Here is a 14744-nt window from a genome sequence, read left to right on the forward strand (position 1 = left end):
ACCGCGCACAAAGGCCGGACACATGACCGCTTTCAACCCAAACAAAATCTTACGCCAACACCTTGTTTCGGCGGGGCCGTCCACACATGGTATTAGGCCGCCGGCTTGGCGGCGATGCCGTTCACCAGGATGTCGATGACGCCGTCCATCCAGGCATCATCGGTAGGCACGTGCAGCAGCAGCTGGTGGTAAATGGCGCCGAAGGTCAGGTCCAGGATGGTGTGTGGCGCCACGCCGGGGCGGATGGACCCGTCCTGGATGCCCCGTTCCAGCAGGGGCACCACCTCCGCCCGGCGGGGGGCCACCAGGTTCTCCTTGAACACGCGTAGGGTTTCCGGGTCGCGCTGACATTCCGCCAGGATGCCGGCCATGATGGGACCGGTGCTGCCCCGCATGGCCCGCGCCACCGACTTCAGCAGCCGGCGAAACTCCGCCAGGGCGTTGTCGCTCTTGGGTTCCAGCGACAGTTCCTGGTTCAGCATGTCCAGCGTTGCCTCCATGGCGATGGCGCCCCGGCTGGGCCACCAGCGATACAGCGTGCTGCGCGAGGCGCCTGCCCGGCTGGCCACCTTGTCCAGGGTCAGCCGCGCCAGCCCCTCTTCCCGCAACAGCTCATAGGTCGCCTTCAGGATGGCGGCGTGGCTGGCGTCGCTGCGGGGGCGACCGACGGGGGCCATGGGGTTCTCCTCAGCACTGGTCCGGGGCTTCACGCCCGCACGGGCATTAGTCACCTCACCATAGGCTCCATTTGGGGGCGGGGCGAGGGGGGTGAGGCATTACGACACGGTATGTCTCGTATTCAAAGGCGGCGCTGCTCGCGAATTACGAAACGGTCCAACTTGTATCGAAATCTGAAACCGCCCCTTCTGGTCCCTCAGGAGAGTTCCATGGTCGACATCACTGATACCGCCACTGCCCCCGCCATCACCGATACCCGTGTCGCCGGTGCCCGTGCGGGGGGCATCCTCAAGCGCATCCTGCTGGCCGGTGTCGGCATCGCCGCCCTGGCCGGCGCCGGCCACTATGGTCTGGACTATTGGCGCACCGGCCGGTTCTTGGTGGAAACCGACGACGCCTACGTCGATGCCGACGCCTCCACCATCGCGCCGCACGTTTCCGGCTATATCGCCAAGGTGCTGGTGGACGACAACCAGGTGGTCAAGGCGGGCCAGCCCTTGGCCGTCATCGATGACAAGGACCTGAGGACGGCGCTGGACCAGGCCCGGGCCGCCCGCCAGACGGCGGAGGCCAAGGTGGCCAACATCCAGGCGCAGATCACCCTGCAGCAGGCCCTGATTGACCAGGCCGCCGCCCGCCGGGTGTCGGCCAAGGCGGCGGCCACCTTCGCCGGCCAGGACAGCGACCGTTTCAACCAGCTGGTCACCACCGGTGCCGGCAGCGCGCAGAAGGCGCAGCAGGCGACCTCCGTGCGCCAACAGGCGGATGCCGACCTCAGCACGGCCGAGGCCGGCCTGGTCGCCGCCCGCCAGCAGGTGGAGGTGCTGAAGACCCAGAAGGCCACGGCGGAGACCGAGGTGGACCAGGCGCGCGCCGCGGAGCACCAGGCCGAACTGAACCTGGGCTACGCCACCATCACCGCCCCGGTGGACGGCGTGGTGGGCGCCCGCTCCGTCCGCGTCGGCCGCTATGTCCAGGCGGGCACGCAGCTGATGGCGGTGGTGCCGCTGCAGCAGGTCTATGTTGTCGCCAACCTCAAGGAAACCCAGCTGACCGATGTGAAGCCGGGCCAGCCGGTGGACATCGCCGTCGACACCTATCCCGGCGTCGTCGTCCATGGCCGGGTGGACAGCATCTCCCCCGCCAGCGGGCTGAAGTTCGCGCTGCTGCCGGCTGACAACGCCACCGGCAACTTCACCAAGATCGTCCAGCGCGTGCCGGTGAAGATCACGCTGGATGCCTACGCCGCCGCCGGCAAGGGCGCGGTGCAGCTGCGCCCCGGCATGTCCGTGGAACCCACCATCAATACGAAGGACGCGGATTGACAGCCCGTCCCGGCTTAACCCGCCGCTTTTAGGAGTGAGGGTCATGGCAAACGCAGTATCACAGGCCGCGCCGGCCGGGGCTGAAGCACCCACCAGCTTCAAGACCTGGCTGGCGGTGGTGGGGTCGATGATCGGCGCCTTCATGGCGGTGCTGAACATCCAGATCACCAACGCCTCCCTGCCCGACATCCAGGGCGCCATCGGCGCCGGCATCGATGACGGCGGCTGGATCTCCACCTCCTATCTGGTGGCGGAGATCGTGGTCATCCCGCTCACCGGCTTCCTGGTGCCGGTGTTCTCGCTGCGCCGTTACCTGCTGGCCAACACGGCCCTGTTCCTAGTGTTGTCGGTGGCCTGCGCCTTCGCCGGCAACCTGCAGCAGATGATCCTGCTGCGCGCCCTGCAGGGTTTCTTCGGCGGCGTGCTGATCCCGCTGGCCTTCACCATCACCCTGACCATGCTGCCTCGGTCGAAGCAGCCGATCGGCCTTGCGCTGTTCGCCCTATCCGCCACCTTCGCGCCCGCCATCGGCCCCACCATCGGCGGCTACCTGACGCAGACCTACGGCTGGCAGTACATCTTCTACGTCAACGTGGCGCCGGGTGCCGTCATGCTGGCGGCCCTGTTCCCCACCTTGCCGTCGGCCCCCATGAAGCTGTCGCTGCTGAAGAAGGGGGATTGGCCCGGCATCGCCACCCTGGCCATCGGCCTGGCCGCCCTGCAGACGGTGCTGGAGGAAGGCAACAAGGACGACTGGTTCGGCTCCCCCTTCATCGTGAAGCTGTCGGTGGTGGCGGTGCTGTCGCTGGGTGCTTTCCTGTGGATCGAGCTGACGGTGGCCAACCCGCTGCTGAACCTGCGGCTGCTGACCCGGCGCAATTTCGGCCTGGGCAGCGTCAGCAACATCATCCTGGGCATGGCGCTCTATGGTTCGGTCTTCCTGCTGCCCAGCTATCTGTCGCAGATGCAGGGCTACAACTCGGAACAGGTGGGCGAGGTGCTGGCCTGGACCGGCTTTCCCCAGCTGCTCATCATCCCCTTCGTGCCCTTCCTGATGAAGCGGTTCGATGCCCGCCTGCTGGTGGGCGTGGGCTTCGTCCTCTTCGCCGCCAGCTGTTTCCTGAACATCCATTTGTCCAAGGACTACGCCGCCGACCAGTTGGTCCTGCCCAACGTGGTCCGCGCCGTGGGCCAGTCCCTGGTGATGACGCCCCTGTCGGCGCTGGCCACCGGCGGTATCGAGCGTGAGAACGCCGGCTCCGCCTCCGCCCTGTTCAACATGATGCGCAACCTCGGCGGCTCGGTCGGCATCGCCGGCCTGCAGACCATCTTGACCAAACGGGAGCAGTTCCACTCCACCGTCATCACCACCCATGTGAGCGGCTTAAGCGAGGCGACGGCCGACCGTATCCAGCAACTGCAGGAACGCTTCCTGTCCGTGGGTGGCGTCGATCCTGACCTGGCCTGGAACCAGGCGGTGCAGGCCATAGCCAAGTCGGTGAAGCTGCAATCCTTCCTGCTGGCCTACAGCGACGCCTTCTACCTCATGGGCGGTGCCCTGGTGCTGGCCCTGGTGGCGGCCCTGATGATGAAGAAGACCAGCGGCGGCGGCGCGGGGGCGCATTGAGAAGCGTAGCGTCTGGCGTGTTAATCGCGTGAAGCTATCTGGGGATTTCCGGGCCGATAAGCTGCAGTACCTTATTGTCCGTTCCGGACAACAATATGTAGCCGGTCCCACCGACATCGAGTTTCCATTCAAGGGTTCTGCCGTCAGCTGTCGTTAAATGGCCCTTGAACACGCAACCAGTCACCGTCGCCTTTTCATTAAAGCCATAGCCGGGCTCCTCGTGTGATTTTCCAAACCACTTCAGCGCCTTGCCGTTCGTTAGTTCTCTAGTGTCACAATTGGGTGTGTAAGCCTTATCTTTCTCGTCGCCTTCGAATATGCCCTTTGTTTCCATCGAAACTGATTTGATGTCGATTGTCTTGACCTTCGCGGTGGCGATTTGGGGTGAGATCACCATGATCGCGACGACGGTATGAATAAGCCGATTCACCATGCTGCCGTCTCCGCTTCGTGCTTGTTTTTATATGAAACGTCCGGATAGCGATATATTTTTATCGTTGGGTATTTTAGAATTTCTTTGAAATTCCCTACAATCCAATGCAATGATTTGTTCTGATCATCTGTGCAGGGTTCAAAATTCGAACCATTGAGGCCGTTTTTTTTATCTCTGCGGAAACGACTTCTATTCCGATGGAGTCATCGTTCATCGGAAACCGTTCGGGGAAGGGTTTCTTCTTCTCAATTTCGTTAATCTTCGAATAATTGTTGCCCGCGATCAGGTCGATTTCGGTGGCGGGGCAGGTGTTTCGAGAATACAGCGAGGTTTGATTTTGCCAACATGCCACAGTTTCCATTTGATGGATGCGGTCTGGTATACGGTACCATCTTTATCGATCAGGAAATGGGCCCCATTCGGGCTTGCCCCACTGTAGCTGTTGAATGTGGCCTCAGCCGTGGGCGAGGCTGTCTGGTGGACGATTATTCCACTGATAACCGTCATTTTCCCATGATTGAGATTCGGGAACGGTTTCCGCGTTACTTTGGGATCCACTACCCAGCCTTCAGCGTCGATCATCATCTTCCAGTTCCTGGCCCGAGATCATGCCTCATGGCGGCGAAGCACACCGTCGAGGTTGTGTCGGGCGGAAAGCCTGACAACTCCGCTGCCGCGAGAGGATAGGGGACGGTTTTGGATCAGAACAGTTCCAGCCGCACGTCCAGGCAGTAGCCCGCGATGCCGTCCGACTGTTGGCATGAATGGGCCGCTCAAACCTTGGCGGCGGCCGGCACGGCGCGGAAGCTGATGGCCATGCGGTTGTAGGCGTTCATCAGGCCGATGGCGATGGTCAGGTCGGCCAGTTCCTTGTCGCTAAACTGCGCGCGGGCGGCCTGGAACTCCACGTCCGGCACGGCGGTCTCCGCCACGCGGGTCACCGTCTCCGCCCAGCGCAGGGCCGCCTGCTCCCGCTCCGTGAACAGGGCGCCGGCCTCATGCCAGGCCGGGACCAGCACCAGCTTTTCCACGTCCAGCCCGCCCTTCAGCAGGTCGCGGGAATGCATGTCGATACAGTAGGCGCAGCCGTTGATCTGCGAGACGCGCAGGTAGACCAGGTTCACCAGCTGGGCGGGCAGGCCGCTCTGGGTGATGTGGCCATAGACGCCGCCCAAGGCCTTCATGCCGGCGGGAGAGGCGTTGGTGTAGTCGAGGCGCAGGGTCATGATCCGTTTCCTTATGGCTGTCTGTCGGTTCTGGATGGCGCGAGGCCGATGACCAGAAGATGCGCTCGGCATGGATCAGGAAACAGCACCAAGAACAATCAAAAAGACTGTACCATGATGGTCCATGGACACCGACCTTTCCATTGTCCTGGACCGGGCGGCGGCGATGCCGCTGGCGGCCCAGATCCAGGGCGCCCTGCGCCAGGCCATCCTGGGCGGCCGTCTGGCCGCCGGCGCCCGCTTGCCGTCCTGGCGCGACTTGGCGGCCCAGCTGGGCGTGGCGCGCGGCACCGTGCGAGTGGCGTATGAGCGGCTGATGGACGAGCAGCTGGTGGTGGGCATGGGGGCGGCCGGCACCCGGGTGGCGCGCTGGCCGGTGCCCGACCTGCCGCCGGTGTCGCCGCCGGCGGAGACGCTGCCCATGGCGGCCCTCTTCCACGATTTCGAGGGCACGCCGCTGGCCTTCCAGATGGGCGTCCCGGCCCAGGACGCCTTTCCCTACACGCAATGGTCCCGCGTCCTGGCGCGGGCGGCGCGCACGGCGGCCCAGGCGCCGGTGGGCTATCCCGATCCGCGCGGCCATCCCGAGCTGCGGCACGCGATCGCCGCCTATCTCGCAATCGCCCGCGGCATCCAATGCGTGCCGGGCCAGGTGCTGGTGACCAACGGCTATGCCGGCGCTCTCAACCTCGCCGTCCGCGCCCTGGGGCTGGAGGGCAGGGCGGCGTGGATGGAGGAACCGGGCTTCCCGCTGACCCGCACGGCCCTGTCGCTGGCCGGCATGCGGCCGGTGCCCGTGCCGGTGGACGGCGAGGGGCTGGACGTGGCCGCCGGGGTGGTGGCGGCCCGTGATGCCGCCCTGGCGGTGGTGACGCCGGGGCAGCAGGCGCCCCTGGGCATGGCGCTGTCGCTGGCCCGCCGCATCGCCCTGCTGGACTGGGCCCGCCACACCGGCGCCTGGGTGCTGGAGGATGATTACCTGAGCGAGCTGCAACTGGCCGGCCGGGCAGCGCCGGCCCTGGCGGCGGTGGACCACGCGGCGGGCGGCGACGCCCGTGTGCTGCACGCGGGCACCTTCAGCAAGACCATCAGCCCGGCCTTGCGCCTGGGCTTCCTGGTGGTGCCGGCATCCCTGGCCGGCCATTTCGGCGACGTGGCCGCCTGCCTGTCGCCGGCCCCGGCGGCCCCGGTGCAGCGGGCCGTCGCCGCCTTCCTGACCGAGGGGCATTACCTGCGCCACCTGCGGCGCATGAAGCGGCTGTACGCCGCCCGGCGGGCCGCGCTGCTGCGCACCCTGGATGGCCTGCTTCCGGTGCGGGCCACAGCCGGCTTGTCGGTCGTGGTGTCGCTGCCCCCCGGTACCCGGGACACGGCCATCGCCAACCAGGCCCTGGCCTTCGGCATGGCGCCGGTGCCGCTGTCGCCGTGGTACGTGGACGAGGGCAACCACCAGGCCGGCCTGCTGCTGGGCGTCACCAACCTGAATGACCGCCACCTGGCCGCCGATTGCGGACGACTGGCGGAGCTGGTGGCACGCTTCGGATAAGGGGGCTTGACGCCCATCCCCCGACCCCGGCATGGTGCCGGTCATGAACGCCCTGTCCGCCATCCTCGTGGTCGCCCTGACCACCAAAACCATCACCACCACCGCCATCGGCGGGCGGTGCGGGATGGGCTTGTCGGCGTAAGGCCAGGTCGTTCCGCAACCCCCGCCCTAACGGGACGGGGGAGATGGCCAGAGGCGCCTCCGTTCCAAACCTGAACGGAGCCCCTCATGAGACCCCAACACTCCCGTCGTTCCTCCTCCGCCCTCATCATCCTCGACATGCAGGTGGGCTTGGTGCATGGCCCCGTGCCGCCCCATGGCGGCGCCGGCGTGGTCGTGCGCATCCAGGACATGGCCGACCGCGCCCGCAAGGCCGGCGGCATGGTGGTCCTGGTCCAGCATGACGGCCCGGAAGGGTCGCGCGCCGCCCCAGGCTCCGCTGATTGGCAGCTGGTGGAACAGCTGGCGCCCCAGGCCGGCGATCTGGTGGTGCGCAAGTCGCGGCCCAGTGTGTTCGCCGGCACGGAGCTGGCGGCCCTGCTGCGCGACCATGGCATCGGCCGCGTGGTGCTGTCGGGCATGAAGACTGAATATTGCGTCGACGCCTCCTGCCGCGCCGCCCGTGACCTGGGCTTCGAGGCCGTGCTGGCCGGCGACGCCCATACGACGATCGATACGCCGGCCCTGGCCGCGGGCGCCATCATCCACCACCACAACCTGACGCTGGGCGGGCCCTTCGCCCAGGTCATGGCGGCGGCGGCGGTGGGGTTTTGACTGGGGGTTTTGACCCGGGGGTTTTGACAGGGGTTCTGACCCTGCCCATCCGCCGCTCTCCAAAATACCCAGGTAGGGACAAGTGATGGAAAAGACGCAGATTTGTTGATCCCCCTCCTTTTCGCGCCCGCGGATCACCGTTTGATCACAGGCCAAGGCCAACCCCGGCACGCTTGAAAGGGGCGGCGCCCGCTCAAGGGCGCGCCAAGATCAGGGCGGGGAGGGCCATATGGGGCTTCATTCGGGCACGGCGGCGCGGCTGCTGAAGGGCGGGTCCTCCTTGCTGGCGGTGGGTGTCGCGCTGGTGGCGGGATCGGCGCGGGCGCAGGATGTCACGCTCACCGGGGCCACCATCGGCTATGCCAACGCCGGCGCGCTGGGGGCGTTGCTGGTTGCCGGCACGGCCACAGTGACGGGCGGCACCGTGGCGGGCATCGCCAACACCGGCACCATCGCCACCCTGACCAATGACGGCACGCTGACCGGAACCTTTGGCGTGCTGAACCAAGGCAGCATCGGCGCGCTGGTGCAGAACGGCACCATCCAGGCATCGGGCATGGCGGTGCGCAATGAGGGCACCATCGCCAGCGTCAGCATCACCGCCAGCGGCGGCCTCAGCGCCAGTTCCACGGCGTTCTACAACGGGGGCAGCATCGGCACCCTGGTGAACCGGGGCCGCATCGGCGACGGCATCGGCTTCGGCCGGCACGCGCTGTTGAATAGCGGCAGCATCGGCACCGTCCTCAACGGCGGGCTGATCAGTGGCTTTTCCGGTGGCGTGGTCAACGCCGGCACCATGGGCAGCCTGGGCAACACCGGCACCATCGAGGGGCCGGTCATCGCCCTGATGAACCAGGGGACGATCGGCCGGCTGGACAACGGCGGCATCATCAACGCCGCCAGTACCGCCTTGTACATCCGCACCCTGGGTGGCGTCGGCCTGCTCAGCAACAGCGGCCTCATCGCCGGCCAGGCCGGCCTGTGGAACGACGGCAGCATCGCCACGCTGATCAATACCGGCGCCCTCAGCGGCGGCACCCAGGCCGGGCTGTTGAACCGGGGCTGGATCGGCACGGTGGATAACGGCGCGACCATCTACGCCCTGCTCACCGGCCTGGACAATGCCGGCACGCTGGACAGCGTCATCAACAGCGGCACCATCATCGGCCGCAGCGACGGCCTGGTGAACGCCGGCACCGTGGGCACGTTCAGCAACAGCGGCACCCTGACCAGCAGCCGGGGGGAGGCGATCTATAACGGCCAGGGAACCCTGGCCCTGCTGGACAACAGCGGCACCCTCAGCGGCTACAAGGCCATCGCCAACGCCGCCAGCCTGGGCCAGGTGACCAACAGCGGGTTGATCAGCGGCACGGGGTTCGCGCTGGATCTGTCGGGCACCACGGGCACCATCGCCAACAGCGGCACCATCGTCGGCCCTATCGCCCTGCGGCTGAACAGCGGCGCCACCCTGGCCGGCGTGGTCAACCAGGGCACCATCATCGGCAACCTCGTGAACCTGTCGATGGATGTCCTGACGCTGGCGGGCGGTTCCGTCCTGGGCACCTACACCGGCACCAACGGCGGCCAGGCCATGGTGTCCAGCACGCTGGCCAACGTGGTGCTGGGCGGCGGGCGCCTGCTGCTGAACGATGGTGTGGATGTCGGCGGCCACACCCTGGTGAACGCCGGCGCCGCCGTGGTGCTGGACACGGTGGTCAGTGTCACCGGCGCCTATGCCCAGGCGCAAGGCGGGCTGGATCTGGCCACCGCCACCGCCCGGCTGGTGGTCGGCGGTGCCGCCCTGATCAGCGGCGGCACGGTCATGACGTCGCCCACGGCCACGGCTACCTATCGGGTGGGCGCCACCGTGGGTACGTTGGTCCAGGGCGGCGCCGGATCCAGCTATGCCGGCGTCACCGTCGCCAGCGGCATGGCGGGCCTTGCCTTGGCGGGCCAGGCGGCCGGCACCGACCTGCTGGCGCTGGCGGCCAACGACTACGTCGGCGACGCCCAGGGCTCCCTGGCCAATACCGCCGCGCTTTCGGCCGTCACGGCCGTCCATATCGCGGCGACCGGCAGCCTGGGCACCCTGAACAACAGCGGCACCCTGCAGGGAACGGCCTATGCGATCTACGGCGCCGGCACGCTGGACACCGTGGTCAACAGCGGGGTGATCGCCGGCACCATCGTCAACGCCGCCGCCCACGCCCTGACCATCGCCGGCGGCCTGGGGGGCGCGATCGGCACGCTGACCGGCCTGGCGGGCGGCCCGGGACTGCTGCGCAGCGGCGGCGACGTGGTCCTGGCCGGCGGCGCCTTGCTGCTGAACGACGCCATCGACGCCGCCGGGCACACGGTGGCCAACGCCGGCGCCACCGTGGCGCTGGGCGGCACGCTGACCATCACCGGTAACTACAGCCAGACCGGTGGCACCCTGGCGCTGGGCGCCAACACGCTGGTGGTGACGGAGGCGGCGCAACTGACCGGCGGCATGGTGACCACCCGCCTGTCCGCCACCGCCAACCGGATGGCGGGAGAGGTGGCGGGCACCTTGGTCGCGGGTGGCACGGCATCGCGCTATGGCGGCGTGGCGGTGGATGTCGGCGTCCCCGGCCTGGCGGCGGCGGCGGTGGCGATGACCATCGGCGGGCGGGTGGACCTGGTGGCCACGGCCACCAACGATTATGTCGGCGGCACCCTGCCGGCGCTGGAGAACGGCAGCGTGATCACGGCCGCCACGGCTGTCCACATCGCCGTGACCGGCAGCCTGGGCACCCTGAACAACAGCGGCACCCTGCAGGGAACGGCCTATGCGATCTACGGCGCCGGCACGCTGGACACCGTGGTCAACAGCGGGGTGATCGCCGGCACCATCGTCAACGCCGCCGCCCACGCCCTGACCATCGCCGGCGGCCTGGGGGGCGCGATCGGCACGCTGACCGGCCTGGCGGGCGGCCCGGGACTGCTGCGCAGCGGCGGCGACGTGGTCCTGGCCGGCGGCGCCTTGCTGCTGAACGACGCCATCGACGCCGCCGGGCACACGGTGGCCAACGCCGGCGCCACCGTGGCGCTGGGCGGCACGCTGACCATCACCGGTAACTACAGCCAGACCGGTGGCACCCTGGCGCTGGGCGGCAACACCCTGGTGGTGACGGAGACGGCGCAACTGACCGGCGGCATGGTGACCACCCGCCTGTCCGCCACCGCCAACCGGATGGCGGGAGAGGTGGCGGGCACCTTGGTCGCGGGTGGCACGGCATCGCGCTATGGCGGCGTGGCGGTGGACGTCGGCGTCACCGGCTTGTCGGTGGCTGCGGCGGCGATGACTGTCGGCGGGCGGGTGGACCTCGTGGCCACGGCCACCAACGACTATGTCGGCGGCGCCCTGCCGGCGCTGGCGAACGCCGGCGTGATCACGGCCGCCACGGCCGTCCACGTCGCGGCCACGGGCAGCGTGGGCACCGTCGGCAACACCGGCGCCCTGATGGGCACCGTGGCGGCCGTCGCCAACCTCGGCACCGTCGGCCTGCTCAGCAACCAGGGCACCCTCAGCGGCGTGACGCGCGGCCTCTACAACGCCGGCACCATCGGCACCGTGACCAACAGCGGCCTGATCACCGGCGCGATTGCCCTGTACACCAGCGGCGGCATCGGCGCCGTCGGCAACAGCGGCGTGATCGCGGGGCGGATCGTCAACGCCTCCCCCAACACGCTCAGCATCAGTGGCGGCGGCGGTGCCATGGGCACCCTGACGGGGCTGGCCGGCGTGCAAGGGGCCATCGTGAGCACCGGCGCCGACGTGGTGCTGTCGTCCGGCAGCCTTCTGCTGAACGACGCAGTGGACGTGACCGGGCACACGCTGGTCAATAACGGGGCGTCGGTGCTGCTGACCAGCATCGTCAGCGTGACCGGCAACTATGCCCAGACGGGCGGCACCCTGGCGGCGGGCATCGGCGGGACCTCCATGGGTGGATTGGTCGTCGGCGGGGCGGCCAACCTGACCGGCGGCACCGTGGCCGTGGCGGCGATGGCCGGATCCAACCTGCTGGTGGGGGACAGCTATACCATCGTGGCGGCCGGCAGCCTGACCGCCACAGGCTTGACCGCCGCCGCCAGCGGTTTCACCGCCACCCTTGGCACAACCACCAGCGGGGCCGCGACCGACCTGGTGCTGACGCTGGTCAGCGACTATATCGGCGGCACCCTCGGCACCCTGACCAACAGCGGCGTGCTGTCGGCCGCCACGGCGGTGATGATAACGCCGGCCGGCAGCCTGGGCACCCTGGCGAACACCGGCGCCATCCTGGGCGACGTGGTGAACGCCAGCGCCAACGACCTGGTCGTGACGGGCGGCAGTGGCGGTACGGTGGGCACGCTCGCCGGCGGCGTCATCCACAACAGCCTCAGCAACCTGGTCTTCGCCGCTGGCGACCTCAGCCTGGGCGACGCCATCGACGCCACCGGCCACACGGTGACCAATGGCGGCGCGAACATCGCCCTGTCCCGCGATGTGGCCATCACCGGCGCCTACACCCAGGCGGCGGGCACCCTGGCCGCCGCCGGCCACGTGCTGAGCGTCAGCGACGCGGCCCGTGTGACGGGCGGCGTGGTTTCGGCCGGGGTGGGCGCCGGCGGCACCTACCAGGTGGGCGACAGCGTCACCCTGATCCACGGCGGGGTGGGGTCCAGCTACGCGGGCGCCACGGTCACCAGCGGCGTTGCCGGCCTGTCGGCCACGGGCGCCGCCAGCGGTACCGATCTGCTGGCCGTGGCCGGCAACGACTATGTCGGCGGCGGTCTGGACAAGCTCGACATTTCCGGAACGCTCACCAATACCGCCGGCGGCGCCACGGCGTTGTACATTGCGGCCAGCGGCGCCCTGGGCACCTTGGCCAACAGCGGCATCATCGCCGGTGACATCGTGAACCAGTCAGCCACCCCCCTGGTGATCAGCGGGGGCACGGATGATGCCCCCGGCACGCTGACCGGCGCCGGCGGGCGGCTGGGCTCCATCACCAGCCGCTTGGCCGATGTGCGCTTCATTTCCGGCACGCTGCTGCTGAACGACCATCTGGATGTCGGCACGCACGGCGTGGTCAACAGCGGCGCCACCCTGCTGATCAACAGCGCCATCAACATCACTGGTAGCTACAGCCAGACCGGTGGCGGCCTGGTGATCGGAGTCGCCTCCACCAGCAGCTACGGCAGCCTGGTGATCAGCGGCAGCGCCAGCCTGGCGGGTGGCTCCGTGACGCTGAAGCCCACGGCCGGCGGGGCGCTGACGGCCGGCAGCTACACCATCGTGTCGGCGGGAGGCGGGCTCAGCACCGGCGCCTTGGCCCTCACGGCCGCCGGCTACACGGTGACCAGTTCCACCGTGACCAGCGGCGGCCACACCCAGCTGGTGCTGACCCTGAATGCCGCCAGCACGGGCACGACGGGCGGCAATACGGGTGGAAATGCCGGCGGCGGAAATGCCAGTGGCGGGAATACGGGGGGCTCAACCGGCGGGTCGACCGGCGGCGGGACCGACACTGGGGGTTCGGGCGGCTCCGGCACGGGCGGGACCGGCACCGGGGGAACGGACGGCGGAACGGGCAACACGGGTGGCACAGGGAATACGGGTGGGACGGGCACCGGTGGCGGCACGGCCACCCCGACGCCCCCCGCTGGCCCCCGCTATGCCGCGGTGGGCCTGGCCCAGGGTGGGGCGGCCATGGGGGCGGGCGCGGCACTGGACGCCATCGCCGCCAGCGGCGGTGGTGCGGCCACGGCCTTCCAGGCGGCGGTGCTGACGCCCCTGTCCGGCCTGTCGGTCATGGCGCAACGGCTGGCGGTGGCGCAGCTTGCGCCCAACCAGACGACGCCGCAGATGACCCTGTCCATGACGGCGCCCACCACCACCGCCATCAGCCAGCATCAGCAGACGGTGGCGGGCCTGATGGCCGGCACCGGCGCCGCTGCCGGTTCCGGCGGTCAGCAGGGTGCCATTTGGGGGGAAATCCTTGGCGGTGGCGCCCTGCGCGCCAACAGCGCGGATGCTGCCGGGTATCGCGCCAGCAGCGCCGGCCTGGTGCTGGGCGCGGACTGGTATGCCGACGACCAGGTGATGGCCGGCCTGGCCTTCAGCTGGCTGAACAGCGCGGCGGTGGGGCAGGGGGTCTCGGCAAACAGCCTGACGCGGGCGGGCAGCTATCAGCTGACGGCCTACGGCGTCTGGCGGCCGGACGTCGCCGACCAGCGCCTGTCCGTCGCCGGCCAGGTCAGCTTCGGCTACAACCATTATGACCAGCGTCGCTGGATCGATTTCCTGGGCGCCCGCGCCAACGCAAATTATGGGGGGGAACAATACCTGGGCAAGGTGACGGTGGGCTATGACCTGCCGCTGACGGCAACCTTCACCCTGACGCCGCAATACAGCCTGCGCGCCGTGCGCCTGACCAACCACGGGTACCAGGAACACGATGCGGGCGTGGCCGACCTGGCCGTGGACGCGCTGGTGACCAGCAACATCACCCAAGAGCTGGGGGCGACGATGGCCACCCAATTCGATACGGGGCTGGGCGCCCTGGTGCCAGAGCTGCGCGTGGCCTGGGTCCACGATTACCTGAACGGTCCCGTCGCCACCACGGGCGTGCTGGCCGGCGTGGCTTTCGCCAGCACCACGGCCCAGGTCAGCGCCGACGGTGTCGCCATCGGCGTGGGCGCCACCCTGCGCCAGGGCGACAGCGTCAGCCTGCGCCTGGAATACAACGGGGAATATCGCCGGGATTATCAGGCGCATGCCGGCATCCTGCGTGCCACCTGGGCGTTTTGACGGCGCGGAGATCCATCCCAGCGCGTGTAGCCCGGGTGTGAACGAATCGCCCCGGCACCATTCCCGCACAGATTCGGCGAAAGTGTGAAAAACCGCTTGCCCTTTACAGACGGCCGCTCATTTTTAATCAGAATTGATCAGAGGTAGGTGGGCGATTCCCCCGGGTCTACCGTCGGCACCGCCGCCCGCCCTCTAAATGACGCGAAAAAAGCTTTTGAGAGCTTGACCTTGTTATCGCCCTGTTGGTTAGTCCCTTATCGTCCTTCCGTATAGGCTGTGGACGATAGTTAGGACGTGGCGGGAGGCCGCCATTTCATT

At 68.3% G+C, this 14744-nt stretch carries 9 protein-coding genes; 5 read left to right on the forward strand and 4 right to left on the reverse strand.

Annotated features, from left to right (window positions below):
• Positions 1-92 precede the first annotated feature (92 nt).
• Positions 93-677, reverse strand: coding sequence for a TetR/AcrR family transcriptional regulator (locus FBZ89_RS29210; protein WP_145754478.1), 585 nt, complete (start codon positions 675-677; stop codon positions 93-95).
• A gap of 210 nt (positions 678-887) precedes the next feature.
• Between FBZ89_RS29210 and FBZ89_RS29215 the strand changes: the two genes are divergently transcribed.
• Entirely contained in the window at positions 888-2003 is a 1116-nt protein-coding gene (locus FBZ89_RS29215; RefSeq protein ID WP_246173010.1) for an HlyD family secretion protein, read from the forward strand.
• Positions 2004-2046: 43 nt separating this feature from the next.
• The gene (locus FBZ89_RS29220) at positions 2047-3630 is read left to right on the forward strand and encodes an MDR family MFS transporter (protein ID WP_186457648.1); all 1584 of its coding nucleotides are present in this window, start codon (positions 2047-2049) and stop codon (positions 3628-3630) included.
• Positions 3631-3664: 34 nt separating this feature from the next.
• Here the strand turns inward: FBZ89_RS29220 and FBZ89_RS29225 are convergent, their stop codons facing one another.
• From FBZ89_RS29225 to FBZ89_RS29235, 3 genes are all read right to left on the reverse strand, one after another.
• A complete protein-coding gene (locus FBZ89_RS29225; protein WP_145754482.1) occupies positions 3665-4063 on the reverse strand; it encodes a hypothetical protein in 399 nt (132 codons plus the stop codon).
• 282 nt (positions 4064-4345) lie between these two features.
• Positions 4346-4648: a peptidoglycan recognition protein family protein gene (locus FBZ89_RS31285; protein WP_211115407.1), complete on the reverse strand. Its 303-nt coding sequence runs from the start codon at positions 4646-4648 to the stop codon at positions 4346-4348.
• 188 nt (positions 4649-4836) lie between these two features.
• Complete coding sequence (locus tag FBZ89_RS29235; protein ID WP_145754484.1) at positions 4837-5289, reverse strand: carboxymuconolactone decarboxylase family protein; 453 nt, start codon at positions 5287-5289, stop codon at positions 4837-4839.
• Positions 5290-5413: 124 nt separating this feature from the next.
• Between FBZ89_RS29235 and pdxR the strand changes: the two genes are divergently transcribed.
• The 3 genes from pdxR to FBZ89_RS29250 all read left to right on the forward strand — a co-directional run bounded on the left by pdxR (position 5414) and on the right by FBZ89_RS29250 (position 14426).
• Positions 5414-6835: a MocR-like pyridoxine biosynthesis transcription factor PdxR gene (gene pdxR, locus FBZ89_RS29240; protein ID WP_145754485.1), complete on the forward strand. Its 1422-nt coding sequence runs from the start codon at positions 5414-5416 to the stop codon at positions 6833-6835.
• A gap of 228 nt (positions 6836-7063) precedes the next feature.
• Positions 7064-7609: a cysteine hydrolase family protein gene (locus FBZ89_RS29245; RefSeq protein ID WP_145754488.1), complete on the forward strand. Its 546-nt coding sequence runs from the start codon at positions 7064-7066 to the stop codon at positions 7607-7609.
• 229 nt (positions 7610-7838) lie between these two features.
• On the forward strand, positions 7839-14426 hold the full coding sequence (locus FBZ89_RS29250) for an autotransporter outer membrane beta-barrel domain-containing protein (protein ID WP_145754490.1): 6588 nt from the start codon (positions 7839-7841) through the stop codon (positions 14424-14426).
• The last annotated feature ends 318 nt before the right edge of the window (positions 14427-14744 follow it).

It is taken from the genome of Nitrospirillum amazonense (assembly GCF_007828045.1).
In the GTDB taxonomy this organism is placed as follows: Bacteria; Pseudomonadota; Alphaproteobacteria; order Azospirillales; family Azospirillaceae; genus Nitrospirillum; species Nitrospirillum amazonense_C.

Bases quoted from the DNA above. Each gene is read 5' to 3' on its own strand.
- FBZ89_RS29235 (WP_145754484.1), bottom strand. From the start codon at position 5,289: ATGACCCTGCGCCTCGACTACACCAACGCCTCTCCCGCCGGCATGAAG.
- FBZ89_RS29220 (WP_186457648.1), top strand. From the start codon at position 2,047: ATGGCAAACGCAGTATCACAGGCCGCGCCGGCCGGGGCTGAAGCACCC.
- FBZ89_RS29250 (WP_145754490.1), top strand. From the start codon at position 7,839: ATGGGGCTTCATTCGGGCACGGCGGCGCGGCTGCTGAAGGGCGGGTCC.
- pdxR (WP_145754485.1), top strand. From the start codon at position 5,414: ATGGACACCGACCTTTCCATTGTCCTGGACCGGGCGGCGGCGATGCCG.
- FBZ89_RS29215 (WP_246173010.1), top strand. From the start codon at position 888: ATGGTCGACATCACTGATACCGCCACTGCCCCCGCCATCACCGATACC.
- FBZ89_RS31285 (WP_211115407.1), bottom strand. From the start codon at position 4,648: ATGATGATCGACGCTGAAGGCTGGGTAGTGGATCCCAAAGTAACGCGG.
- FBZ89_RS29210 (WP_145754478.1), bottom strand. From the start codon at position 677: ATGGCCCCCGTCGGTCGCCCCCGCAGCGACGCCAGCCACGCCGCCATC.
- FBZ89_RS29225 (WP_145754482.1), bottom strand. From the start codon at position 4,063: ATGGTGAATCGGCTTATTCATACCGTCGTCGCGATCATGGTGATCTCA.
- FBZ89_RS29245 (WP_145754488.1), top strand. From the start codon at position 7,064: ATGAGACCCCAACACTCCCGTCGTTCCTCCTCCGCCCTCATCATCCTC.